At 58.7% G+C, this 23,318-nt stretch carries 20 protein-coding genes and 1 pseudogene; 4 read left to right on the forward strand and 17 right to left on the reverse strand.

Annotated elements, in window-relative coordinates; translation table 11 throughout:
* Positions 1 to 36 precede the first annotated feature (36 nt).
* From O8B93_RS07175 to O8B93_RS07185, 3 genes are all read right to left on the reverse strand, one after another.
* Positions 37 to 960, reverse strand: a complete 924-nt coding sequence (locus tag O8B93_RS07175; RefSeq protein ID WP_269709154.1) for a LysR family transcriptional regulator — start codon at positions 958 to 960, stop codon at positions 37 to 39.
* A gap of 100 nt (positions 961 to 1,060) precedes the next feature.
* The gene (locus O8B93_RS07180; protein WP_269709155.1) at positions 1,061 to 1,783 is read right to left on the reverse strand and encodes an aspartate/glutamate racemase family protein; all 723 of its coding nucleotides are present in this window, start codon (positions 1,781 to 1,783) and stop codon (positions 1,061 to 1,063) included.
* A 21-nt stretch (positions 1,784 to 1,804) separates the two neighbouring features.
* Positions 1,805 to 2,434 (reverse strand): flavin reductase family protein, encoded by a 630-nt coding sequence (locus O8B93_RS07185; protein ID WP_080830248.1) that lies wholly within the window; start codon positions 2,432 to 2,434, stop codon positions 1,805 to 1,807.
* A gap of 129 nt (positions 2,435 to 2,563) precedes the next feature.
* Between O8B93_RS07185 and O8B93_RS07190 the strand changes: the two genes are divergently transcribed.
* A complete protein-coding gene (locus O8B93_RS07190; RefSeq protein ID WP_269709156.1) occupies positions 2,564 to 3,241 on the forward strand; it encodes a GntR family transcriptional regulator in 678 nt (225 codons plus the stop codon).
* An 8-nt stretch (positions 3,242 to 3,249) separates the two neighbouring features.
* On the opposite strand, the pseudogene O8B93_RS07195 reads toward O8B93_RS07190, so the two are convergent.
* From O8B93_RS07195 to O8B93_RS07225, 7 genes and pseudogenes are all read right to left on the reverse strand, one after another.
* Positions 3,250 to 4,256: pseudogene (locus tag O8B93_RS07195) on the reverse strand (ABC transporter ATP-binding protein).
* Entirely contained in the window at positions 4,253 to 5,236 is a 984-nt protein-coding gene (locus tag O8B93_RS07200; protein ID WP_269709157.1) for an ABC transporter ATP-binding protein, read from the reverse strand. Before O8B93_RS07200 ends, O8B93_RS07195 begins: the two are co-directional and overlap by 4 nt.
* Positions 5,229 to 6,722 (reverse strand): amidohydrolase family protein, encoded by a 1,494-nt coding sequence (locus O8B93_RS07205; protein WP_269709158.1) that lies wholly within the window; start codon positions 6,720 to 6,722, stop codon positions 5,229 to 5,231. The genes O8B93_RS07200 and O8B93_RS07205 overlap by 8 nt, the downstream gene beginning before the upstream one ends.
* Positions 6,722 to 7,915, reverse strand: coding sequence for an amidohydrolase family protein (locus O8B93_RS07210; RefSeq protein ID WP_269709160.1), 1,194 nt, complete (start codon positions 7,913 to 7,915; stop codon positions 6,722 to 6,724). Before O8B93_RS07210 ends, O8B93_RS07205 begins: the two co-directional genes overlap by 1 nt.
* 5 nt (positions 7,916 to 7,920) lie before the next feature.
* Positions 7,921 to 8,868: an ABC transporter permease gene (locus tag O8B93_RS07215; protein WP_269709162.1), complete on the reverse strand. Its 948-nt coding sequence runs from the start codon at positions 8,866 to 8,868 to the stop codon at positions 7,921 to 7,923.
* 18 nt (positions 8,869 to 8,886) lie between these two features.
* Positions 8,887 to 9,855: an ABC transporter permease gene (locus O8B93_RS07220; RefSeq protein WP_269709163.1), complete on the reverse strand. Its 969-nt coding sequence runs from the start codon at positions 9,853 to 9,855 to the stop codon at positions 8,887 to 8,889.
* 218 nt (positions 9,856 to 10,073) lie between these two features.
* Entirely contained in the window at positions 10,074 to 11,639 is a 1,566-nt protein-coding gene (locus O8B93_RS07225) for an ABC transporter substrate-binding protein (protein ID WP_269709165.1), read from the reverse strand.
* A gap of 162 nt (positions 11,640 to 11,801) precedes the next feature.
* Here O8B93_RS07225 and O8B93_RS07230 point away from each other — a divergent pair, with 162 nt between their 5' ends.
* Positions 11,802 to 13,319: an amidohydrolase family protein gene (locus O8B93_RS07230; RefSeq protein WP_269709167.1), complete on the forward strand. Its 1,518-nt coding sequence runs from the start codon at positions 11,802 to 11,804 to the stop codon at positions 13,317 to 13,319.
* A gap of 191 nt (positions 13,320 to 13,510) precedes the next feature.
* On the opposite strand, the gene O8B93_RS07235 is transcribed toward O8B93_RS07230, so the two are convergent.
* The 7 genes from O8B93_RS07235 to O8B93_RS07265 all read right to left on the reverse strand — a co-directional run bounded on the left by O8B93_RS07235 (position 13,511) and on the right by O8B93_RS07265 (position 21,350).
* Positions 13,511 to 14,578: a porin gene (locus tag O8B93_RS07235; RefSeq protein ID WP_269709168.1), complete on the reverse strand. Its 1,068-nt coding sequence runs from the start codon at positions 14,576 to 14,578 to the stop codon at positions 13,511 to 13,513.
* Between the two features lie 473 nt (positions 14,579 to 15,051).
* On the reverse strand, positions 15,052 to 17,226 hold the full coding sequence (locus O8B93_RS07240; protein ID WP_269709169.1) for a putative bifunctional diguanylate cyclase/phosphodiesterase: 2,175 nt from the start codon (positions 17,224 to 17,226) through the stop codon (positions 15,052 to 15,054).
* Positions 17,227 to 17,446: 220 nt separating this feature from the next.
* Positions 17,447 to 18,382, reverse strand: a complete 936-nt coding sequence (locus O8B93_RS07245) for a 2-hydroxyacid dehydrogenase (protein ID WP_269709170.1) — start codon at positions 18,380 to 18,382, stop codon at positions 17,447 to 17,449.
* A gap of 23 nt (positions 18,383 to 18,405) precedes the next feature.
* Complete coding sequence (locus O8B93_RS07250) at positions 18,406 to 19,137, reverse strand: amino acid ABC transporter ATP-binding protein (protein ID WP_111806823.1); 732 nt, start codon at positions 19,135 to 19,137, stop codon at positions 18,406 to 18,408.
* The gene (locus O8B93_RS07255) at positions 19,118 to 19,777 is read right to left on the reverse strand and encodes an amino acid ABC transporter permease (protein WP_269709171.1); all 660 of its coding nucleotides are present in this window, start codon (positions 19,775 to 19,777) and stop codon (positions 19,118 to 19,120) included. Before O8B93_RS07255 ends, O8B93_RS07250 begins: the two co-directional genes overlap by 20 nt.
* Complete coding sequence (locus O8B93_RS07260) at positions 19,774 to 20,478, reverse strand: amino acid ABC transporter permease (protein WP_269709172.1); 705 nt, start codon at positions 20,476 to 20,478, stop codon at positions 19,774 to 19,776. The genes O8B93_RS07255 and O8B93_RS07260 overlap by 4 nt, the downstream gene beginning before the upstream one ends.
* Before the next feature lie 68 nt (positions 20,479 to 20,546).
* Entirely contained in the window at positions 20,547 to 21,350 is an 804-nt protein-coding gene (locus O8B93_RS07265; RefSeq protein WP_269709173.1) for a transporter substrate-binding domain-containing protein, read from the reverse strand.
* A gap of 295 nt (positions 21,351 to 21,645) precedes the next feature.
* Here O8B93_RS07265 and O8B93_RS07270 point away from each other — a divergent pair, with 295 nt between their 5' ends.
* Both O8B93_RS07270 and O8B93_RS07275 read left to right on the forward strand, forming a co-directional pair.
* The gene (locus tag O8B93_RS07270) at positions 21,646 to 21,966 is read left to right on the forward strand and encodes a hypothetical protein (RefSeq protein ID WP_003505663.1); all 321 of its coding nucleotides are present in this window, start codon (positions 21,646 to 21,648) and stop codon (positions 21,964 to 21,966) included.
* Between the two features lie 157 nt (positions 21,967 to 22,123).
* The gene (locus tag O8B93_RS07275; RefSeq protein WP_269709174.1) at positions 22,124 to 23,146 is read left to right on the forward strand and encodes a LacI family DNA-binding transcriptional regulator; all 1,023 of its coding nucleotides are present in this window, start codon (positions 22,124 to 22,126) and stop codon (positions 23,144 to 23,146) included.
* Positions 23,147 to 23,318 lie beyond the last annotated feature (172 nt).

Genomic DNA, 23,318 nt, shown 5'->3' on the forward strand with positions numbered 1-23,318 from the left:
GGAAGAATGGGGAGATCGGCAGGATCAGGTCAATAATCAGTTTCCGTCGTTTGATAGGAAATTCCTATCAAACGCTTTTTCATCCGCGCGCTGGCGGGCCTCGTGAAGCAGCGCCGAGACGAGTGGCGTGTGTGGTTCCCGGTGCGTTGCAATCAGGCCGACCAGATGTTCGGCGTCCGGCTCGGTGATCGGGATGATTTTTATCTGCTTTGGAAAACCAAATGATTCCGCAAGGTTACGCGGCATTATTGAAGCCCATTGTCCGGTTCGGATGTGGGAAAAGAGCACGATCATGGAGTTGGATTCCAGTGTCGGCTTTGCCTCCACACCGGCCTCTGCCATGTGTTTGTTGATGATGCGGCGGTTCTGCATATCCGGCGTCAATAGGCATAACCTAAGACCGGACACCTGCTTCCAGGTAACGCTTTCCTGATCGGCGAGCGGCGTTCCACCTGCCGTGATGAGGTGATATCTCTCGGAATAAAGCGGCACGGTGGTCACGCGCCCCAGCGGTTCGTTGTCGAGATAACTGATTCCCGCATCGATCTCGAGATTTTCGATCTGCCCCAGCACCTGAAGCGAGGTGCGTGACGTGACTGAAAAGGTTACATCGGGATGGCGCGCCTGGAAGGATTCCGTCAATCGCGGCACCATCGCAAGCGCGGTCGGAATGACGGCAAGGCGAATATGTCCGGCAAGCCCCTTGCGGGCTGCCCGCATTTCCTCCCGCATGGTGCGGGTATCGCCAACGATACGGCGCGCCCATTCCAGCACGCGCTGGCCCTCCGGCGTCAGCCCCTGATAACGCGCAGCGCGCACCACCAGAACGACACCCAGCTGATCTTCCAATTGCCGGATTGCCGCCGACAGGCTGGGCTGGGAGACACCACACTCCTCCGCCGCCCGGCCGAAATGTTCCGCCCGCGCCAATGCAATGAAAAATTCCAGCTTGTCGATCATACGCTCTCCCCCGCGGCGCGATCACTTGACCGGTGCGCGCGGGAGAACACTAGAACGTGCCAGCAGCACCCGTAAATGGCTGCGGGCATTTTCCCGCAGACTAGGCGCAGGCGACGAGGGCCGGCCCCTTCACGCGCGGATAGTCATAGGCGTTGACCTTTGAGGTACTGTAACCGGCACCAACAAGAGCTTCGGCAAGCTTGATCGCAGCCGTAACGCCATCGATGACAGGTACGCCGGTGGCGTCCCGCAAGCGGTCGCAGAGCGAGGACATGCCGGCGCAACCAAGGATGATCGCCTCCGCCGCATCCTCACGCTTGGCGGCCTCGATTTCGCGGCGAAGCAGGGCTTCCGCAACCTGCGGATCCTCCTCAAGCCCGAGAACCGGCAGGTCGATCGCGCGGACCTTTCTGCAATGCCGTTGCGCGCCATAATCTTCCACCAGATCTTCGATGATCGGTATGGACCTTGGCAGCGTCGTGATGATCGAAAACCGGCGGCTGATCGTCATCGCCACCTGCACAGCCGCCTGGCAGATGCCGATGACCGGACCCTGCGCCACTTCGCGCGCGGCGTGAAGTCCCGGATCATCGAAACAGGCAATGACATAGGCATCCACGCCCTGCCCCTCGCCTTTGCGGATTTCCGCCAGAAGCCCGGGAACGGCCATCGCCTCATCCGCCTGCCCTTCAATGCTTACGGGGGTATCGACGGGATTTGCCGCAGAGACGTGGGTCTCCTTCTGCTTGACCCGCAAGGCGCTATCGAGGGCCTGTGCGGTCATGGAAGCGGTGGAATTGGGATTGATCAAACGAATATGCATCGCACGCATCCTGAAAAGCCTTCACTTGCCGTCAGGCGCGGTGAAATCGGTGATTGGTGGCGCCTTCAGAACGAACTGGCGATCCGAGGTGATGTAGTTGTCGGCGTGAAGCCGGGCGATCGGCTGGTAGCGATCGGCATCGACGTAACGCCCCTCTTCATCGAGGCACTCATTATGGACATGCATATGCACCACTTCGCCTAGTACCAGCGTGCGGCGAGGGTAATCGATCAGCCGCTCCACTCGGCACTCGAAGGCGCACGGCGATTGCGCCGCATAACTCGCGTCGATCTTGTTGCAGGGCATGGCCGTCAGTTTGGCCATCGACATTTCGTCAACTTCATTGTCGAAGCCAAGACCGCAGATGAGCATCTGCTCCGACAGCGCCATATCGACCATATTGACGACGAACTCGCCGGTACGGCGGATATTCACCATCGTATCCTTTTCCTCTCCGCTCAGCTTCGGCTGAATGCCGAGCACGACGATGGGCGGATCATGCGAAAAGACGTTGAAGAAGCTCATCGGCGCCGCATTGTTGTGGCCCGCTTCCGAACGGGTCGTCACAAGCGCGATCGGTCGCGGACCGATAAAATTCGTCAGAAGGCGGTAGCGGCTCTGGGGCTCAAGCGCGCTGAAATCGAATTCCATGATCGGCATCCTAATTTAGTCTACAATTATCTTTCATATTGTTGACAATGTTGCAACCAAAATCCCGTTGATACGGTTGACTTTTTCATTCACATCACGCTTCTCTAAGGCGATTGGGGAGTATGTCGAATGACCGAGCAGGCCGGCCCGTCCACGCAGCAGATTGTCGAGAAAGTATGGCTTTCGATTGCCGAACGCCGGTTGCGTCCGGGCGTGCAGCTGAAAGAAGAGCAACTGGCGACAATCTTTAGCGTCAGCCGCGCAAGAGTCCGCCAGGCTTTGTCCGTTCTTGAGCGTGACGGGCTGGTGACCATCGTTCCCAATCGCGGCGCTTTCGTCTCCAAACCTTCGGTCGAGGAAGCCCGCGATGTCTTCTTCGTGCGTCGTACCGTCGAGCAATGCGTCGTCGAAAGACTGTGCAGGTCCGCCACCAAAGCCGATCTCAAAAAGCTGCGCGACCATGTGGCCAAGGAGCGTGTGGCCAATACCAAAAACGTCACGACCGACATCATCAAGCTTTCCGGCGGGTTCCACCTTCTGCTTGCGGAAACGCTCGGTTCTGATTTCCTCTTTACCACCATGCGCGACCTCATTTCCCGCTCGTCGCTCATTACCGCCGTTTACCGTAACACGGATCGCTTCAACTGCGGCCCGGACGAACATGCCGAAATCGTCGATGCGATTGCCAACAATGATCCGTCGCGGGCCATCCATCTGATGACCCATCACCTGGAGCATGTGGAAGCGGAACTCGATCTCAGCGAAATCCGCGACCTTTCCCACGACCTGCGCGCCGCCCTCGGCTGACCCCCCTCTCAGGCGCGCTGTCGTTCGCCCGCCCATTGCGTATCTTCTTCGACCAGATGACAGGCGACCCGCGTGCCGTTGGCAAGGCTTTTCACCTGCGGCACCTCTGCCGAACATTGCGCTGTTGCGAGCGGACAACGGGGGTGAAACGCGCAGCCCGAAGGCGGCTTCAAAGGGCTCGGAACTTCACCCGCAACAATCTCCCGGTCCCGCTGCGGCGTCTTGATATTGGGGATAGTCTGGAGAAGCAGCCGGGTATAGGGATGGCGTGGATTGGCGAAAAGCTCTTCGGTATCGCCCTCCTCCACAATCCGCCCGAGATACATGACAGCGATGCGGTCCGACATGTGACGGACAACACTCATGTCGTGGCTGATGAAAAGATAAGTGAGGCCGAGTTCATCCTGTAGGCGGCGCAGAGGTTGAGCACCTGTGCCTGCACAGAAACGTCAAGCGCCGATGTCGGCTCGTCGCAGACGAGGAACTCCGGTTCGCTCGCCAGTGCACGGGCAATCGAGATGCGCTGGCGTTGGCCGCCGGAAAATTCATGCGGAAATTTTTCGCCATCGGAGGCTGAAAGGCCCACGGTTTTGAGAAGCTCCTCCACGCGCTCCATCGTCTCTGCCTTCGTCGCGCGCAACTTCAGTTCGCGGATGGGTTCGGCGATGATGTTCTTCACCCGCCAGCGCGGATTGAGGGAGGCATAGGGATCCTGAAAGATCATCTGCGCCGACAGGGGTTTGCCCTTGCCGCCGGACGCGAAATGAAACTCGCCGGCACTTGGCCGAAAAAGCCCTGTGACCAGACGGGCGACGGTTGATTTGCCACATCCGCTTTCACCGACAATGCTGAGACAGCCGCCGGCCGGAACGGCGAAATCGATATCGTTAACAGCTTGCACGAACTGCCGGGGTTTGCGCTCGATGATACGATTGAGCAGCGGGGCCGAAACGTCGAAGGTTTTCGTCAGGCCTTTGACCATCAAGGCCGGATTAAGGGATGTTGATCGTGTCATGCTGTGCCTCCTGCGTTCAGCCAGCACGCACTGGCACCATTGCCGACGGTTTCAAGTTCAGGCCGTTGCCGCAGACAGCGCGGCCCCGCAAAACCGCAGCGGGGATTAAACGCGCATCCGGGCGGGATCACATCGAGACGCGGCATCGCCCCGTCAATCTGGTTGAGCCGCTCCACCCGCGCGCCAAGCGACGGAATGGAGGCCATCAGGCCCTGCGTATAGGGGTGGCGCGGTTCGTGCAGCACCTGCTCGACCGGCCCGACCTCGATCAGCCGGCCGGCATAAAGCACCGCCACCCGGTCGGCAGCTTCGGCAATGACACCCATATCGTGAGTGACGAGCATGACCGCCGTCTGCTTCTCTTTGCACAGTCGCCGCAGCAGGGAAATGATCTGCGCCTGGATCGAGACGTCGAGTGCGGTCGTCGGTTCGTCGGCGATGATGAGCTTCGGCGAGGCAGAAAGGGCCAGCGCAATCACGACACGCTGGCGCATGCCGCCGGAAAACTGGTGCGGATAATGATCGATACGATCCGCAGGCGACGGAATTCCGACATCCCTCAGCAACTGAATGGCGCGTGCACGCGCATCCGCCTTCGACAGCGGCAGGTGCTGGCGGATTGTCTCGACAAGCTGGGCACCGACCGTAAAGAGCGGATTGAGCGAGGTCAGCGGGTCTTGAAAGATTGCCCCGATCTCACGACCGCGAATACTTTCCATCGCCCGGTCATCCAGCTGATCGATACGGCGCGACCCGAGCCAGATTTCACCATCGGCAATACGGCCGGGCTTTTCGAGCAGGCCCTGTATTGCTAGGCCCGTCATGGATTTCCCGGCGCCAGATTCACCGACGACGCCCAGGATTTCGCCGGGCCTGATCGAAAGGCTGATATCGGAAAGGGCGGTAACGGTGCCGCGCCGACCGGGAAACTCGACCTTGAGATTGCGGACATCGATGACCGATTGGTTCATTTCAACCATGTTGTGCGACCTCCACCGGATAGCTCGGAGGGAAAATTTCGGAGACGGGCGGATTCGCCCAGCTCCGTTCGGGATATTTGGCAATCAGACGATCAAACTGCGCCTGCGCTTGTTCGCGGGCACGCCGCATGTCCATATGGGCGACCTGTCTTTCGCGCATGGAAAGACGACCGTCGACAAAAACGGCTCTCGTGACCTTGCCCGAACCGCCGGTCACAAGCGTCGTGATCGGATCGACGCTCGGTGCCATGATGGCATCGTCGAGATCAAAGACTGCAATATCAGCCCTTGCGCCGCTTGAAAGATGACCGAGATCGGAGCGCCCGAGTGCACGCGCGCCGCCGAGCGTCGCCGCATCGAAAAGATCGGCGCAGCGGATCTGGTCCGGAACACCGTCATTGATGCGACAGGTGATCAGCCCAACGAGCAGGTTCATCAACATGTCCGCCGGCGCCGTATCCGTTCCCATCGCAATGTTAATGCCGCGTTTGCGGCAGGAGGAAAAGGACGAGAGCGTGCTGCCGCCACGGCTCGAGACCAGCGGGCAGTGGACGATCGACACGCCGTTCTCCGCATAAAGCGCCAGATCTTCTTCCGTTGCATTGGTGGCGTGCGGCGCGATCAGCCTTTCGCTGAGGAGCCCGGCCTTGGCGAGCCAGACCGGCGCGGTCGAGCCGTGAAGCTTGCGAACCGTATCGACCTCCATGACGCCCTGCGCCATATGGAGACGGAACTTGCAGCCGAGTTCGCGGGCGGCCGCGTCGGTGCGCTCTATCAGGCCCAGCGTGGAGGTTTCCACCCGATCCGGCGCAAGCATGCCCCGCACCAGATCGCCGTGTCTTCCACTCTGCTTTTCGATGAAGGCAATTGCGTCTTTCAGGCCCTGGAAACCACGCTCTTCATCAAAGACCGGCACCATGCGGCCCGGTTCTTCCAGCACCATGCCACCGGAGCGGAAGGCGGGGCTGAGATAAACGCGAAGGCCAAGTTCACCGGCCGCATCGGCGGCGGCCTCGAACTCCGCCACGGTTTCTCCCCAGGCGCGATAAAACAGCGATGCGATTGGCGCCGCGGTGGTGATGCCGTTGAGGAGCAGTTGTCCAAACGCGAAACGCTTCTGGAAGGCAAGCTCTTCCGCGGAATACATCTCATAGGGACCGGCCTCGACATAGGAGCGCGGCCAGACACGGCCCTTGGCCCAGCCCGGATGATGATCGATGCCGAGAATGGTCGTATCGAGATCGGAGAGCGCATCGAGATCGATCAGGCCGGGGCTGACGAGAGCATTGCCGAAATCGATACGCCGGGCGACCTCGCCGGGAAATCCGTGTCCGACAAAGAGAATTTCACCATTCTCGAAGACAACCTCACCGTTTTTGAGCAGTCGGTGCGATCCGTCCTTGTGCCCGACGACCCAACTGGCTGTCAGCAGGGTCCGTCCTTGCGGCCTCTCGCCAAGTTGCAGGGAGTTGAGAACATCGCTCATCACGGCGCCTCCACGATGGCTTTGCCGTTTCTGGCGGTGACACGGCCGCCTTTGACCACCAGCGGCCGCGGCGCGATATCGACAACGGCATGCGCCAGCGTTTCGCCGGTCAACAGGGTGAAGTCGGCAGCACAGCCGATCTCCATGCCGTAATCTTCAATACCCATGACATCGGCGCCGCCCCTGGAAACGACGTGCAGCACATGCGCAAGTTCGACATCCGAGCGCAGGCCGTTTTTCATGCCTATGATCTTGGCCCGATCCAGCATGTCCGGCTGTCCCCACGGACCCCATGTATCGCGGATACCATCGCAGCCGCCGCCAACGCGCACGCCTGCTTCCTTGAGGCGCATGATCGACGGCACGCTTGCCGATGGCGCACCCGTGGTCAGGATGGCAACGTCGAGCCGTGCGATCTCATCGATCAGCCTGCCGACGCGCAGATAGTCATTCATGCCGAGTGCAAAGGCATGGCTGATGGCGACATTGCCCTGCATGCCGTTTGCCCGAATGCGCTCGAAGATAAGCTCCATGGTGAAGGCACCGAGGTCGGCGGCTTCATGCAGGTGGATATCGATCGGGACGCCGTGTTTTGTTGCCAGTTGGAAAAGAATGTCCAGCTGGCCCTTCGGATCGCGGTCGATGCCGCAGGGGTCAATGCCGCCAAGCACCTCGCAGCCCTGCTTCAGGGCTTCATCGAGAAGCTCCACCGTGCCGGGCATGACCATGACACCGGATTGCGGGAAAGCGACGACTTCGATGTCGATGATACCTTTCAGCTTTTCGCGTGTTTCCCAGATGCCTTCGACCAGTTTCAGCCCGTGGGTGGGGTCGATATCGACGTGGCTGCGAATATGCGTGCCGCCATTGGCCGCAAGCCCGATAGCATGGCGCATGGACTGGCGATGCGGATCGATGCCGATCTGAACGCGGTTTTCCCGCTCGAAATCGATCCGTTCGCGCAGGATGGCGGCACGGTTGTTGACGTGCCAGGGCATGCCCCACGTCGTCTTGTCCAGATGCGTGTGGGCATCGATGAGACCGGGAACGGCGATTGCACCCTTGCCATCCTCGACCGGGAGGCCGGGTTCGGCGTCGAACTTTCCGAAGCCGGTAATCTTGCCGTTCCTGATCATGATGTCGCAGGCTTCGCCCGCCATGGGCCGTACGTTGCGCAGAAGAAGATCGTGCATGGAACTCACCTCAGTTTCGGATTGAGCGCATCGCGCAGCCAGTCACCCAGAAGGTTGACGGTGACGACGAGCAGGCAGAGCTGGAAGACCGGAAACAGCACGATCCACCAGGAGCCGGAAAACAGGAACTGGTTGCCGATACGGATCAATGTGCCGAGTGACGGCTGGCTGGGCGGCATGCCGATGCCAAGGAAGGACAGGGTCGCTTCGGTGAGGATCGCCATGCCGAAATTGAGCGTCGCGGCGACCATGATCGGCGTCAACGTATTGGGCAGGATATGCGCCGCCATGATGCGGCGGGCGGGAACCCCGATCAGCTTTGCCGCCTGCACATAGTCCTTGCCGGTTTCGACGATCGCCTGGGCGCGCACCGTGCGCGCATATTGCACCCATGCGGACAGCGCGATGGCGAGAATGAGCACTGCGGACGCACCAACCTCCCGCAGGCTGTCTGGCAGCATCTGCCGCACGACGGTGGAAACCAGGATCGCGACGAGAATGGTCGGGATGGACAGCGTGATATCACCGATGCGCATCAGGAGACCATCGGCAAAACCACCGAAATAACCGGCTACCAGACCTGCGGTCATGCCGATGACCAGCGAAAGCACCACGGAGGCGACACCGATGACGATGGAGATGCGCGTGCCGTAGAGAATGGCCGACAGCATGTCACGTCCCTGCGTGTCCGTTCCCAAAAGAAACGGCCATTCGCCGCCCTCCTGCCAGATCGGCGGCAGCTCGGCCTTCCACATGTCGAGCGATGCGCCGTCATAGGGGTTCTGGGGTGCAATCCACGGCGCGAATATGGCCGCGAGGATCAATATCGCGAGGACGAGCGCGCTGATCTTGGCCGATTTGCTGCGGCTGAACGACCAGTAAAGATCGCTGTCACGCATGCGGCTGAAAAGCGACCGGCGGGCGGGTTTTCCCGTTTGTGAGAGGTCTGTCATGAAACCGGCTCCCTTCGGTTAGCGCGCGGTGCGCAGACGCGGATCGATGACCGCATAAGCGATATCGACGAACGTGTTGAGGACAACGAAGATGAAGGAAATGATGCAGAGATAGGCCGCCATGACGGGAATATCGAGGAAGGTGACTGCCTGAATGAACAGCATGCCCATGCCCGGCCACTGAAACACCGTTTCCGTAATGAGCGCGAAGGCGATGAGCGAGCCGACATTCATCGTCGTCAGGGTCACCACCGGCATCAGACAGTTGCGCAGCGCATGACGGAAATAGATACGCCAGCGCGGTATGCCGCGGGCCCGCGCAAATTTCACGAAATCGGACCGCAGAACCTCAAGCATTTCCGCCCGCACCAGACGCATGACAAGCGTGATCTGGTACAGCGAAAGGGCAATGGCCGGAAGAATGAGGGCAGCGCGTCCGGATGACGTCAAAAGCCCCTTCGACCACCAGCCGAGCTGGACGGCATCGCCGCGACCAAAGGCCGGCGCCCAGCCGAGGGAAACGGAAAACACCAGAATGAGAAGGATGCCGACAACGAAGCTTGGCAGCGAAACCCCGACAATCGACAGGAACTGCAGACCTTCCGTATACCATTTCCCGCGCCGTATCGCCGTCAGAACGCCCAGAGGCAGGCCGACGACCAGCGATATGATGGTGGCCACCAGCACCAGCTCAAGCGTGGCAGGAAACCTTTCCGCGATCAGCGGCAGCACCTGCTGGCCGTTACGATAGGAAACACCGAAATTACCCTGTGCCGCGTCTTTGACAAATCGCAGATATTGCGTCGGCAGGCTGTCATTGAGACCCAGCCGCTCACGCAGCGCGGCACGATCCTCCTGCGAGGTCTGCTCCCCGACCATCAGCTCGACGGGATCACCCGCCAGCCGAAAGATGAGAAAAGCGATAAGCGCGACGGAAAGCATGACCAGCACGGCATTTCCCAGACGCTTGATGATGAAAACCAGCATTGTTACCTCTCGGACGCGAACCTGAGCCACACGGGCATGCAGGTTCGATCATTCTCTTCCAGAGACGGGCCATGGGTTACGCGGCATGCAAGAACCGCGAAACCGTTGCAACTTTGTCGACAATTTCTGACGCAGATCATCGCACTGCCACACGGGATGCCTGCTGAAAACAACCGAGGCGCTCGGTCGGTTGACCGGCGCCTCACCTGCAATCCGTCTTATTTGTCGACCTGGGTCAGCCAGTGCCGCGGCTTGTTGTCGGCGCGGAAGTCGACGCTCTTGACCTTGGCCAGCATCGCCCAGGCAATCGGCTGCTGGTGCAGCGGCACGAGCATGGTCTCGTCCTTGGCGATCTTCAGCGCAGCCTCTTCGAGCGCCAGGCGCTTCGTATTGTCCTGCTCCTGCGCCGCCTGCGCGACAAGCTTGTCAATGTCCGGGTTGGACCAGCCGCCATAATTGGAGACGCCCATCGCACCCTTGCGGGTCGAGAGGATCTGCGACAACATCGAGAAAGCGTCCAGCGTCGGCTCATTCGCCCAGCTGAGGTTGAACACGTCAGCCTTGCCGCCATTGCGCTTGGGAGACTGCACCGAACGTGGCGCGATGTCGATGGTCGGCTGGAAACCGCCGCGCTTCAACATATTGGCAACGCCCGAGCAGATATCCTCCTCGTTGACGCTCTCATCATTCATGCAGGTATAGGTGAAGGCGAGGTTCTTCATGCCGGCATCGGCGAGCAGCTTCTGCGCCTTGGCCGGATCGGCGGGCTCAAAGGTATCGAGCGACTTGGCATAACCTGCGATTTCCGGCGCAATCAGCGAGCCGGACGGTCTTGCGAGACCACGCATGACTTTTTTGTTGATCAGGTCACGATCAATGGACGCTTCAAAGGCCTGACGGACACGCAGATCGTTGAAGGGGTTCGGCTTGCCGTCTTCCAGCTTTTCGCGGCGGTTGAAGCCGATGAAAAGCGTGCGAAGTTCGGTGCGCTTCTTGACCGAGATATTGGGCGAAGATTCAAGGCGCGGCAAATCCTGGATCGGAGCGGAATCGATGAGATCGATTTCACCTGAGAGCAGTGCGGCAACGCGTGTTGCCGCGGATGCAATCGGCACGAATTCGATGCGGTCAAGATTGTGCTTTTTCTGGTCCCACCAGCCTTCATTGGCCACGAGAACGGTCTTGCTGTCGGGAACGCGGCTTTCGAGCTTGAACGGGCCGGTGCCGTTGGTGTGCATGGTGGTGTAGCCATCAACCTTCGACGCGAAGTCAGTGGGCTTCTCGCTGTTGTTATCTTTCAACCACTTGGCGTTAAAAATGAAGATGTTGGTGATGTCGTTCAGAAAGAGCGATGTGGGTGCGTTGACATCGAGATCGACGGTGTAATCGTCCACTTTTTTAACACCGGCGAAGATCGGGATATTGCCTCGCAGCGGCGATGTGGCGTCCGAAGCACGCGTGAAGGATGCGACAACATCATCGGCGGTGAAGTCTGCGCCGTCATGGAACTTCACGCCCTTGCGCAGGGTAAAGCGCCAGGTCTTTCCATCAATCAGCTTCCACTCGGTGGCAAGCGCAGGCTCAATCTGGAAGTCCGGCCCGTAGCGCACGAGGCCCTCATAAATATGGTTCAGAAAAGCGAGGTTGGATGTGGACGGAACCGAATATGGATCCAGCGAATAGAGATCGGCGCGACCACCCCAGCGGAGAGTCTCCGCATTGGCGGGAACGGCAATGGCGGCGGCAGCCATGGCCGCCAGGACAAAACTTCTGATACGGGACATTTGATCCCCCCTTTTTATAAATCGTTGGAAGACCGGCAGGCGGTCCGGTCGGGCAAAGGGAGTATTGTTTCGCTCAAGCTTATTGTCAATAATATTGTTGACAATTATCGTACTCAAAATCGTAAGTTTTTGGATACGAGTTCAAAAGAGGGAGGACGGAATATGACAGGCTTTCTGCTGCTGCACGGGACGATCGTCACGGTGGATAAGGAGCGGCGCATTATTGAAGACGGCGCACTGGTGATCGAGGGCGACAGGATTGTCGACATCGGCACCGTGGATGAACTGGAACCCCGCCATGGGGACAAGGAGGTCATCGACTGCACGGGAAAGCTGATCATTCCCGGCCTGATCGATGCCCATGGCCATGCCGGCCACGCGCTTCTTCGCAGCATCGCGGCGGACACCAATGCGATGTGGATGAAAATCATCACTCCGACCTATTATCACTACGTGACCCGCGACTACTGGTATGCCGACGGGCTGATTTCCGGCATTGAACGATTGCGCGCCGGGGTGACGACCGGGGCCAGCATCATCACGTCAATGCCGCGCGCGGATGACCCCGTCTTCGCCATCAACCACGCCCGTGCCTATAGCGAACTCGGCCTTCGCGAAATCATCTGCGTCGGGCCCTCGGGTCTGCCCTGGCCACATCCCGTCACGCGATGGGAGAGCGGCCTGCCCGAACGCCGCGACGTAAGCTTTGACGAAATGATGGAAGGCAGTGAAGCGGTGATCGAGGCATTGCATGGAAGCGCCGATGGCCGCATCAGCGTTTTCCTGACGCCTTTCACCATCGTGCCTTCGGTCGAACCGTCCAACGCATCGACGCCCGATCAGGCTGTGAAACTGACCGAGGGCGACAGAATGCAGGCCCGCCGCATACGCGAGATGGCGCGAAAGAGAGGCCTCAGGCTTCATTCCGACGCCTTTGCCGGGCAAATCCGCATGGCGTTTCAGGACAAGGAAAATGCCCTGCTCGGCCCTGACATTCACCTTCAGCATTGCTGGGGCATCTCCCATGACGAGATCGACATACTGGCCGAGACCGGCACCCGCGTGACGCACGCACCGCCCGGCCGCGCAACCCCGATCATGGAAATGATGTCGAGAGGCATTCGTGTCGCCATCACCACCGATGGTGCTGCCCCAAGCCGCCATTTCGACATGTTGCAGACGGCGCGTCTGGCACAATTCACGCAACATCTCCTGCACAATCACGATCGCTACCTGCTGCCACCAGGCAAGATATTTGAAATGATCACCATCGACGCGGCCCACGCCATCGGCATGGAAGACGAGATCGGTTCGCTGGAAATCGGCAAGAAAGCTGACGTCGTCGTCATAGATATGCGCAAGCCACATCTGATGCCCATGTGGATGCCGGTGCACCGTCTGGTACATCAGGTTCTCGGCAGCGATGTCGATACCGTCTTTGTGGATGGTAAATTGCTGATGGAAAACGGAAAAGTACAGACATCAAATGTTGATGACGCCATTACCTTTGGCCAACAGGAGGCCATGGCGCTGGCAGAACGGGCCGGCCTGAAAGCACATATGCACGATCCCGGCTGGGGCCGCCTGCTGCGCACATTCGACGAACCGGTGTGCCCTCCCCGTCCGCCGGCGGATGCCAGCTCCCGCGCGACCGACCACAAGCCCGGTCAAGGTCACTAAATCTTCAGGCGGCGGCAAGCCCCCTTCCCAAATCCTTACCAGCATCACGACAAAAACTCCCCGGCCTGGAGTGGTCCGGGGAGCAAACCTGACATCATGTCAGGAACTTTGACTGGAGCTAGTGACTCACCCGTTCGAAAACGGGGTGGATCTGAGTTGTCTAACCCGGTTTATGCTTTTTATGCAGGCGATTAGAACGAACGCTCAAGACGAACGAAACCGGTCCAAGCTTCAGGCTTCTTTTCGACGTCGAGGTAGTTCGCAGTCAGTCTCGTGGAGAAGCCGTCGGTGATTTTGTAATCAACCGTCAGACCAGCCTTCCAGGCATCGTTGTTCGAGAAATCATCCCAGGAAGCGAGGCCGTAGCCACCGTAATATTGCACGCCGGGGGTGATCTTCAGCTTGTCGGTTGCCTTGATGGCGTAGGAAGCAGCAACGGCCCATTCGGAAACGTTGTAATAGGCGTTTGCGCCGGAAGCCCAGACACCGGCCAGAGCGAATGTGCCCGGACCAACACCAGCTTCTGCAATCAGGCGAACGGCGCCATTTTCGCGATCGGTGTCATAACCACCGATAAGAGCGAAAGAGACGCTGTCGAACTTGGCGCCAACGCCAGCAGCAACACCAACGTTGTTCGAAGTACCAACGTTGTTGGCGTTGTTGTTCTTGTTGTAGGAACCGACAGCAACACCTTCCAGCTCGTCAACCGAAACGCCGGCCCAGAAAGAACCTGCATCGTAGGTGTAGCGAATGGAGTTGAACTTGGAGTTTGAAGACAGTTCGTCGGTTTCGCCGCCGATGCCATCATCCCACCAGCTGGTGAACTTACCAACCTTGAGGCCGGCGAGTTCGATGAACGCCTGGTCAACGAATACCGGCGAACCCTTGTCGTTCGTGTTTTTGTCGTTCAAGGCAGCAGAGCCGCTGTCAGCATTGCCCTGGAAGCCGATGAAGCCGCGCAGAGCACCGAGTTCGGTGTCGGTGCGGGTGTCAATTTCGAACTGTGCGCGGGTGAAGGAATCCCAGTCGGACTTGCCCGATTTGTCACGTGCGAAATCGGTCTGGAAACGGACATAACCCTGGAACTTGAGGCAGGTTTCGGTGCCGGGCATATAGAAGAAGCCCTTACCGAAAGCGTCGCAGACGCGGACATATTCCATGGGCTCGGGTTCAGCGGCGACGATGGCGTCAGCAGCTTTTGCGCCGGATACTGCTGCGAGAGCGGCAGCGGAGCCGATCAGAAGGCTTTTGATGTTCATTTATAATCTCCAGTCAAAAATTTTTTCAACAAATGCGCAGATTTGAGGGCTGGTCTTTCCCTGCCGCCCGCTTCCCTGCGCTGATTGAGCAAATGACAGAAACTACTGTGGAGTCGCAATTAAAATCGAATGAATGGAAATATAATATAAGTACACTTTCGGATTAAGTAGTAAAATTACAACAATTTACTAGTTTAAAATATAGTAATTTCATTATTTATTTCGAAATAATTCCATTTATTACTAAGAATAAATTTTCTAAAATTACTATATTATTACGTTGCAAAACATAGGTGAAACCCTCGCGCAATCCTGCGAAAGACCGGGAACGCACCCATATGCGAGAAGAGGCGACCAAGACTTGCCTTGCGGAGCCCAGAGCGAGAAAGGAAAAGCGCGGCAAGAAGACATCAGGTTACGGCGGACACGGCGGCCTGCCCGCCTCCCCGTCAAATCCGCTAAAGGTCGAGGGCTTACGGCCTGTCGCCGGAAAGGCCGGTGGGGAATATCGTCGTATTCCCCAGCATCGCCTCTATCGCATCCGCAGGAAGAGGACGGCTGAAATAATAGCCCTGACCGTAAGGACAGCCGGCCGTGCGCAGGAACGTCGCCTGCTCGGCGGTTTCCACGCCTTCGGCAATGACATTGATGCCAAGCGATCCGGCAAGCTGGATCATGATCGTGACGATGGCGCTGTCCTTGGTTTTCTCCGGCAGGTGGGTCAGGAACGACCGGTCTATCTTCATGCAGGACAGTGGGAATGTCTTGAGCATGCCGAGACAGGAATAACCGATGCCGAAATCATCCAGCGCCAGGCTGACGCCCATCTGTTTTATGGCGCGCATGATCCGCACCGATGTCTCGACATCCTGAATGATCAGCGTCTCGGTGATCTCGATTTCCAGCAGGGAGGGCACAAGACCTGTTTCCTTCAGCACCGACCGGATCTGCTGCACCAGCCCGCCCTGAAACTGACGCGGCGAGATATTGACCGCCATCTTGACCGGCGCGAGGCCGGCGGAAACCCATGCCTGCGCCTGATGGCAGGCCTTCCGGAGGATGTTTGCCCCGAGTTCCACGATAAGCCCGGTTTCTTCCGCAAGCCCGATGAATTCCGCAGGGCCGAGCAGACCTTCCGTGGGGTGCTGCCAGCGCACCAGCGCCTCCACGCCGCTGATCCGGCCGCTGGCAAGATCGACCTGCGGCTGGAAATGCAGGACAAATTCGTCCTTCTCAACGGCTTTGCGCAACTCCTCGATACGGGTGAATTTCTTCCTCAGATCATCCGCCATGTTCGGCGTGAAGGTGGCAATACTGTCGCGTCCGTTATGTTTGGCCTCATACATGGCAAGATCGGCCGCCGCGACGATTTCCGCCGTGGTTTCCCCGTGTTCCGGGAAAAAAGCCATGCCGATGCTGCAAGTGACCTTGATATCGTAATTGCCGATGCGCAACGGCTGCGAGACTGCGGCGCGGATGCGCTGCAGGCGGTTCTCGACATCATCCTTGCGCTCTTCGAGAATAATGACGAACTCGTCGCCCCCTACCCTCAGAACGAGATCGTTTTGCCTGAGGCTCGCCGCAATGCGCTCGGCGGTTTTCGACAGCAGTGCATCGCCGATGCTGTGCCCCAGCGTATCATTGATCTGCTTGAAATTATCGAGATCGAGAAAACCGATGCCGACCCTTCTGTTCATCTTTGCCGCCGCCGCCAATATCTCCGGCAGCCGGGTATCGAGGAAACGGCGGTTTGGTAGCCGGGTCAGCATGTCGTGATCCGCCAGAAAGGCGATGTGTTCCGCTGCCCTTTTTCGGTCTATCGCCAGACCCGCCATACGCGCCGCGGCACCGACAAATTCCACCAGCGCAGCATCGGGCTTGCGGCCGGCCAGCTTGCACCAGACGAAACCGTGCGCCTTGCCTTCACTGGCGGGAATATCGAAACTGAAGGCCGTATCCTCCGCCGGATGGGCGAGGCTTTCGGGATCGCTGACGTTAGAGATGAGCGTGATCAGCCCTGCCTGCTGCGCAAGGGCGGGTGAGACGTAAACGGAAGGTTCCCCCACTGCAGCCTCAAACACCCGCACGGCGCAGGCAAGGCCAGTCGCCAGATTCTCGATGGCCTTGACGAATTCCTCGAGAAAATCCTCGATACGCGCTGCCGCGACAATCATCTCCAGAATATGCGCCTGCGCCTGAAGCAATCGCTCAGAGGCCTTTTTCTGGGTGATATCGCGCGATGCGCCCACGACGCCGATAATCTTGCCGGACTTGTCCTTCAGCGGCACGCGCGACATCATCAGCCAGCGATCGATATCGCCGCGCATGGCGCGTTCCTCATAACCGAGATCCGGTTCGCCAGTGCGCATCACCCGCGCTTCAGTATCGGGAATGCCGGCGTTGCGTGCCGCTTCGCCATGAATATCGTAATCGGTGAGCCCGATCAGCTCCTCGACACTTTCAAAGCCGTTTTCGGTGACGATGGCCCGGTTGGCAAAAAGAAAACGCCCTTCCAGATCCTTGGCATAAATAAAATCCGGCACATGATCGATCATCGCTTCCAAAAGCGTGTGACGGCCGGAGGGATTGGCGTTTTCGCCTGTTGCTGGAGAGGCAGATGGCGTTATGCCGCGCTTTTTTCGCGACATCCGGTTCTCTTCGGGTGTCTTCGGGCCTTTGGAACGCACCTCTCCGCCTCATCACTTTATAAGGAAGCAGAATAGTAGGATTATACATATTATATAATGATGAACGGCGAGTAGAGATTGCGGAGAATACTCCTTTTACCATCGACAAACCACCGACCACATGAAACGAAACGGCGCGACAAAAGCCGCGCCGTCCGATGGTCAACAGGGAAAAGACGGCTTACACCACCGGCGTCGGAAGGTCCTTGCCGGTAAAATGCGCATCGAGATTGGCCAGAACCAGATCGGCCATGGCACGCCGTGTCTGGTGTGTGCCGCTGCCGACATGCGGAGCAAGCGTGACGGTGTCGAAGGCAAACAGTGCCTCCGGCACGCGTGGCTCGTCCTCGAAAACATCCAGCGCCGCGCCACCGATCGTGCCGTTCGAAAGCGCCTCGACCAGCGCCTTCTCATCCACAAGCGAACCGCGCGCCACATTGACGAGCACACCCTGTGGCCCAAGCGCCTTCAACACGTCTGCATTGACGATATGACGCGTTTCGGCAGTGGCAGCGGCAGCGATAACAAGCACATCACAATTGGCGGCCAGCGTCTCGATGCTGTCGTAGTAATCATAGGCCACATCGCGGCGGTTTCTGGCGGTATAGGAAATGCGTGCATCAAAACCTTCAAGCCGCTTTGCAATGGCCTGACCGATGCGGCCAAGGCCGAAAATGCCATAACGGCGACCGGCCACCCGGGTGGAAAGCCCCATATCGCCCTTCAGCCATTGCCCGGTGCGCACATGCTGATCCGCCTGCGGTAGCTTGCGTGCCTGCGCCAGAATGAGGCCAAGCGCGAGGTCAGCGACGTCGGCCGTCAGCACATCAGGCGTATTGGAAACGCGGAAACCGCGCCGCTTGGCTTCCGTCAGATCTACCTTGTCGAAACCGACACCGTTGATGGCCACGATTTCGAGGTTGGGGAGTGCAGCACCAATATCTGCCGGCAGGCCGATATGGCCGCCGGTGACGACGCCGCGGATCGCGCCGCCCTTTTCAGCAAGGAACGCCGCCTTGTCTGCCGCTTCGAACATGCGGTGCACGGTGAAGCGCTCAGCTAGTTCCTGTTCCAGTGCCGGGATGAGCGGGCACAGTTGCACGATTTCAGTGGTCATGGATTTTCCTTTGCGGCCCTGCGCTATTTCACGTCGGCCTTGACGAATTGCCGGAGTTCCGGCGTTTGCGGATTGGCGAAGAGTTCGGACGAACGGCCCTGCTCCCAGATCTTGCCCTTGTGCATGAAGATGGTTTCGGTCGCCACGCGGCGCGCAAAGGCCATTTCATGGGTGACGAGGATCATGGTCATGCCGCCCTTGGCGAGGTTTTCCATGACGGTCAGCACTTCCTCGGTCAGTTCAGGATCGAGCGCCGAGGTCACCTCGTCGAACAGCATCACCTTCGGTCGCATGGCGAGCGAGCGGGCAATCGCCACGCGCTGCTGCTGGCCGCCGGACAGCTGGTCGGGATAGGAATCGAATTTCTCCGACAGGCCGACGAGTTGCAGAACTTCGCGGGCGATATCCTTGGTTTCCGATTTCGCCACGTCCTTGACGATGCGTGGCGCAAGCATGATGTTTTCGCCGACCGTCAGATGCGGGAAAAGATTGTAGCTCTGAAAGACGATGCCGACATCGGTGCGCAGCTTGCGCAGCGCCTTGGCGTCTTCGCCGATCGCATGACCGGCGATTTCGATACGGCCCGAATTGATCTTCTCCAACCCGTTCATGCAGCGCAGAAGCGTGCTCTTGCCCGAGCCCGAGCGGCCGATGAGGGCGAAGACTTCACCGCGACCAACCGTCAGCGACACGCCTTTGAGGACTTCCAGAGCGCCAAAGCTCTTGTGAACGTTTTCAACGATTACTTCCGGCATGAAGCCTCCTTTCCAGCCAACGCGACAGCTGGGACAACGGGTAGCAGACGATGAAATAAAGCACGGCCACCGCGACGAAGACGCGGAACGGCTGGAACGTGGCATTGTTGATGAGCTGCCCCGCTCTTGCCAGTTCGACGAAACCGATGATCGATGCGATGGACGTATTCTTGACGACCTGAACGGCAAAACCGACGGTCGGTGGCAGGGAAATGCGGATCGCCTGCGGCAGGATGACGTAGCGATATTGCTGGGCGCGGGTCAGCGCCAGCGATTCCGATGCTTCCCATTGCTGCTTCGGCACCGCCTGGATGCAGCCGCGCCAGATTTCGGCGAGATAACCTGACGTATAGATGGTCATCGAAGCGCCGGCAGCGATCAGCGGCGGCAGTTCCAGCCCGGCAAGGCTGAGCCCATAATAGGACAGGAACAGGATCATCAGCACCGGAATGCCCTGAATGACCTGGATATAGGTGCCGGCGGCGATGCGCAGCAGCTTGTTATCCGAGGTACGGGCCAGTGCGATGAAAAAGCCGACGATGCCGCCGCCAATAAGCGCAATGATCGTCAGAAGCACGGTCCATTGCAGGGCGGTAATGAGGAAGCCGAACTCGTTCCAGCCGAAAGTTCTAAGGGTCATGACTGCACCTCCGGCAAAGCGGTCATCGTCTTGCGGGCCACACGGCGGCCAAACAGCCACATGCCGATAAGGGCAAGGATGAGCCGCAGGCTGAGCGCCAGCGCCAGATAGATGAGCGTGACGACGATATAGACCTCGAAGGAGCGATAGGTCTGCGATTCCACGAAGGCTGCGGCGGCCGCAAGCTCATGGGTGGAAATGGCCGAACATATGCTCGATGCCAGCATCATCAGCACGAACTGGCTGCACAGCGACGGATAGACCTTGGCGATAGCCGGCACCATGATGACGTGGCGATATATCTGGTATTTCGTGAAGCCCAGCGCCTCGCCAGCCTCGATCTGCGACTTGTGCACCGCCTCGATGCCGGCGCGGATGATTTCCGTCGAATAGGCCGCGAGATTAATCGTCATGCCGATCAGCGCCGCGGTATCTGCCCCGACGCGAAAGCCGAGGCCCGGAAGGCCGAAATAGACGATGAAAAGCTGCACCAGAAACGGCGTGTTGCGGATAACCTCCACATAACCGTCCACAATGATGCGGACGATGCCGCCCTTGATGGAGCGCAGCGAGGCCAGAAGAATGCCGAAAGCGCAGCCGAGCACGATGGACAGGACCGACAGCTTGATCGTCAGCCATATGCCGTTCAGAATCTCATTCTGATATTGGGCGAGCGCGCCGAATTGAAAAGTATAGGACATGCGTCACTCCGTTGACATTTCCCGGTCCGCCGGAAATTTTTCTCCGGCGGACGCGTTGAAAGGCTCAATCAGAAGCTAGGCAATTGCGGCAGCGGACGACCGGTCCACTTCACCGAGATACGGTCGAGATCGCCCGACATCTTCATGAGGTAGATGGAGGTGTTCAGCCACTGGCGCAGCTCGAAATCCTCAAGCTTTGTCGCCATGGAATTGCCCTGCTGGAAGAAGGTGAAACCAACCTGCAGACCGGCTTCCGGGCGCTGCTTGATGATCGCTTCGCCAACCGTGGACGGCAGGGCGACAGCATCGACCTGGCCGGCAAGCAGTGCCTGGGCGCTGGTGGAATCGTCTTCGTAAACGACGATTTCGAGACCTTCGACATTGGCTTTGCGCAGCGCAGTTTCCTGCGAGGAGCCGCGATTGACCGAAACGCGCTTGCCCTTGAGGCTGTCGAGATTTTCGAACTTCTGGTCCTTGCCCGAGATGATGTCCATGTTGAAGGCGCTGTAAGGCTGCGTGAACATGACGGTCTTGGCGCGCTCGCCGGTCGGCGCCAGCGTCGCGACAAGGAAATCGACCTTGCCGGTCTGAAGTGCGGGGATGCGCGCCGGCGGCGTCAGCGGCACCAGCTCAACCGGCAGCGACAGGTAAGAACCGATGAGGTTGGCGACATCCACGTCATAACCAGACGGATTGCCCTTCTCGTCCACCATGCCCATCGGCGGAGCGCCGGTCAGAACGCCGATCTTGACCTTGCCGCGCGCTGTGATCTCGCTGAGCGAGACAGCATGGGCGGATGTGCTGGCGGCAAGCGTTGCTGCGGCAACACCGACGGCAACGGTCATGTTCTTCAGAAATCTGGATATGTTCATGGTTTCTCCTCCAACCTTTAAGTGGCTGCCCAAAGCGGAACAGCGATCTTGCGCAAAGCGAAAAATGTTCTCGATAACATTTCACCGCGATTGACAAAAAACTCCTCCCAAGAAACCGCGAAAGCTCAAAACCATGTGAATTTTCCTTAAAATTCAACAATTTCGGCTGGTTATCGATTTTCCTCTGGTCGACACCGTTTCACGTTCTTGGCAGGATCAATAATGCATGTTATCGGTATCATTGCAAGTCCGATCTACAGAACTGTTGCATCGGACATTCATTCGGGAGGAAACCATGTATACACGTTCGGCAATTTTCGAAGGCAGGATTCACCCCGGCCGGGAGGAGGAGTTTTTCCGCATCGTCGAGGAAAAATTGCTGCCGGTCTGGAAACGCATGCCGAATGCGCAGGCCGTGCGGGTGATGCGCACCGAGCGCACCGATCCGGACGCAGCCTCGATCATCATGGTGCAGGAAATCGACTATCCTTCGATGGAAGCGGTGGAGGAAGCGCTGGTCTCGCCGGTCCGGCTGGAAGGCCGGGTACTGACGGATGAGATGATGAGCATGTGCGACGGACGGTTTTACCATCTGGTCTATAGCCGCGTCGCATAAATCCGGTGCACGCCGCATTGATATCAAATCATACGGCGTGCTTTCCCCTGATATCTTCGTGTATGTCTTGTCCTGAAACGGTTCGAATTTAGGGAGACATGCTTTGGTGGAGCGCACGCCCTTGGCCGCAGCGTTAGTCACGTCAAAAAAAGCAACCATGAGCGACGTCTCGAAACTCGCGGGCGTCTCCAAGATGACCGTTTCGCGGGTGCTGGCCGATCCTGCCCTGGTGTCGGAAGAGACACGCCAGAAGGTGATGAAGGCCATCGAGAAGCTTGGCTATGTGCCGGATCGAATCGCCGGTTCGCTCTCTTCCCGGCGCACCAATTTCATCACCGCCATCCTGCCGACGCTCACCAACTCCAACTTCGCCGACAGCGCGCAGGGGCTGGCCAAGGCGCTGCGCGCCGCCGATTATCAATTGCTGATCGGTTATACGATGTATGACCTGCAGGAAGAGGAGCGCGTCATCCGCACCATGATGGAGCGCCGTCCCGATGCCATCGTCGTCGCCGGCACGGTGCATACCAAGATCGCGAGCGAAGTTCTGATGCGCGCCGGCATTCCGATCGTGGAGATCTGGGACGTTCCGGAACACCCGATCGACCATGCGGTTGGCTTTTCCAACTACGAGGTGGGAAGAAACGCTGCCAAATACCTGATATCTCTTGGTTTAAAGCGTATAGGCGCACTCGGCTCCCGGGCTGACGGCGCTGTGAATGATTGGCGCGGCGAAAGCCGCCTTGTCGGGTTTGCAGCAGCGTTGCGCGAAGCCGGCATTTCCGACGATCTCATCATCCGCGAAGGCAGTGCGCCAGTCTCCTATGACCACGGGGCAAAGACGCTCGGCTCCCTGCTCGCGAAGGCGCCCGATGTCGAAGGCATTTTCGCCGTCTCCGATATTTCCGCCGTCGGCGCACTGATGGAATGTCACCGCCGCGGCATTGCCGTGCCCGACCAGATTTCCATCCTCGGTTTCGGCGATTTCGATATCAGCCGGCAATGTTACCCGGCGATTTCAACGATCCGCGTCGATGCCCAGATGATCGGCCGCAAGGCTGGCGAATTGCTGCTTTCGATATTGGAGCCGGAGAAGGGTGCCGCTGTTCCCGAAGGCGCGCGGGTGGATGTCGGGTTCGAACTGATCGTGCGGGAGACGACGAAGCGGTTGAGCGTCTAACCCTATTTGAGGGAGCGGGAGCCGCTTGTTTCTTCTCCCCGCCGGGGAGAAGTCCGCGGCAGCGGGATGAGGGGGCGAACTCTCCGAAATCCGGCAAGGTTACCCCCTCATCCGACCCTTCGGGCCACCTTCTCCCCCTCGGGGAGAAGAAATATGCGGCACCGCTGTGGCA

This window comes from Martinezella rhizogenes (assembly GCF_027460065.1).
Classification (GTDB): domain Bacteria; phylum Pseudomonadota; class Alphaproteobacteria; order Rhizobiales; family Rhizobiaceae; genus Agrobacterium; species Agrobacterium rhizogenes_C.

What these genes read in the sequence shown, in the direction of transcription:
- O8B93_RS07175 (WP_269709154.1), bottom strand. Translation starts at nt 960, where the DNA reads ATGATCGACAAGCTGGAATTTTTCATTGCATTGGCGCGGGCGGAACAT.
- O8B93_RS07180 (WP_269709155.1), bottom strand. Translation starts at nt 1,783, where the DNA reads ATGCATATTCGTTTGATCAATCCCAATTCCACCGCTTCCATGACCGCA.
- O8B93_RS07185 (WP_080830248.1), bottom strand. Translation starts at nt 2,434, where the DNA reads ATGGAATTCGATTTCAGCGCGCTTGAGCCCCAGAGCCGCTACCGCCTT.
- O8B93_RS07190 (WP_269709156.1), top strand. Translation starts at nt 2,564, where the DNA reads ATGACCGAGCAGGCCGGCCCGTCCACGCAGCAGATTGTCGAGAAAGTA.
- O8B93_RS07200 (WP_269709157.1), bottom strand. Translation starts at nt 5,236, where the DNA reads ATGGTTGAAATGAACCAATCGGTCATCGATGTCCGCAATCTCAAGGTC.
- O8B93_RS07205 (WP_269709158.1), bottom strand. Translation starts at nt 6,722, where the DNA reads ATGAGCGATGTTCTCAACTCCCTGCAACTTGGCGAGAGGCCGCAAGGA.
- O8B93_RS07210 (WP_269709160.1), bottom strand. Translation starts at nt 7,915, where the DNA reads ATGCACGATCTTCTTCTGCGCAACGTACGGCCCATGGCGGGCGAAGCC.
- O8B93_RS07215 (WP_269709162.1), bottom strand. Translation starts at nt 8,868, where the DNA reads ATGACAGACCTCTCACAAACGGGAAAACCCGCCCGCCGGTCGCTTTTC.
- O8B93_RS07220 (WP_269709163.1), bottom strand. Translation starts at nt 9,855, where the DNA reads ATGCTGGTTTTCATCATCAAGCGTCTGGGAAATGCCGTGCTGGTCATG.
- O8B93_RS07225 (WP_269709165.1), bottom strand. Translation starts at nt 11,639, where the DNA reads ATGTCCCGTATCAGAAGTTTTGTCCTGGCGGCCATGGCTGCCGCCGCC.
- O8B93_RS07230 (WP_269709167.1), top strand. Translation starts at nt 11,802, where the DNA reads ATGACAGGCTTTCTGCTGCTGCACGGGACGATCGTCACGGTGGATAAG.
- O8B93_RS07235 (WP_269709168.1), bottom strand. Translation starts at nt 14,578, where the DNA reads ATGAACATCAAAAGCCTTCTGATCGGCTCCGCTGCCGCTCTCGCAGCA.
- O8B93_RS07240 (WP_269709169.1), bottom strand. Translation starts at nt 17,226, where the DNA reads ATGTCGCGAAAAAAGCGCGGCATAACGCCATCTGCCTCTCCAGCAACA.
- O8B93_RS07245 (WP_269709170.1), bottom strand. Translation starts at nt 18,382, where the DNA reads ATGACCACTGAAATCGTGCAACTGTGCCCGCTCATCCCGGCACTGGAA.
- O8B93_RS07250 (WP_111806823.1), bottom strand. Translation starts at nt 19,137, where the DNA reads ATGCCGGAAGTAATCGTTGAAAACGTTCACAAGAGCTTTGGCGCTCTG.
- O8B93_RS07255 (WP_269709171.1), bottom strand. Translation starts at nt 19,777, where the DNA reads ATGACCCTTAGAACTTTCGGCTGGAACGAGTTCGGCTTCCTCATTACC.
- O8B93_RS07260 (WP_269709172.1), bottom strand. Translation starts at nt 20,478, where the DNA reads ATGTCCTATACTTTTCAATTCGGCGCGCTCGCCCAATATCAGAATGAG.
- O8B93_RS07265 (WP_269709173.1), bottom strand. Translation starts at nt 21,350, where the DNA reads ATGAACATATCCAGATTTCTGAAGAACATGACCGTTGCCGTCGGTGTT.
- O8B93_RS07270 (WP_003505663.1), top strand. Translation starts at nt 21,646, where the DNA reads ATGTATACACGTTCGGCAATTTTCGAAGGCAGGATTCACCCCGGCCGG.
- O8B93_RS07275 (WP_269709174.1), top strand. Translation starts at nt 22,124, where the DNA reads ATGAGCGACGTCTCGAAACTCGCGGGCGTCTCCAAGATGACCGTTTCG.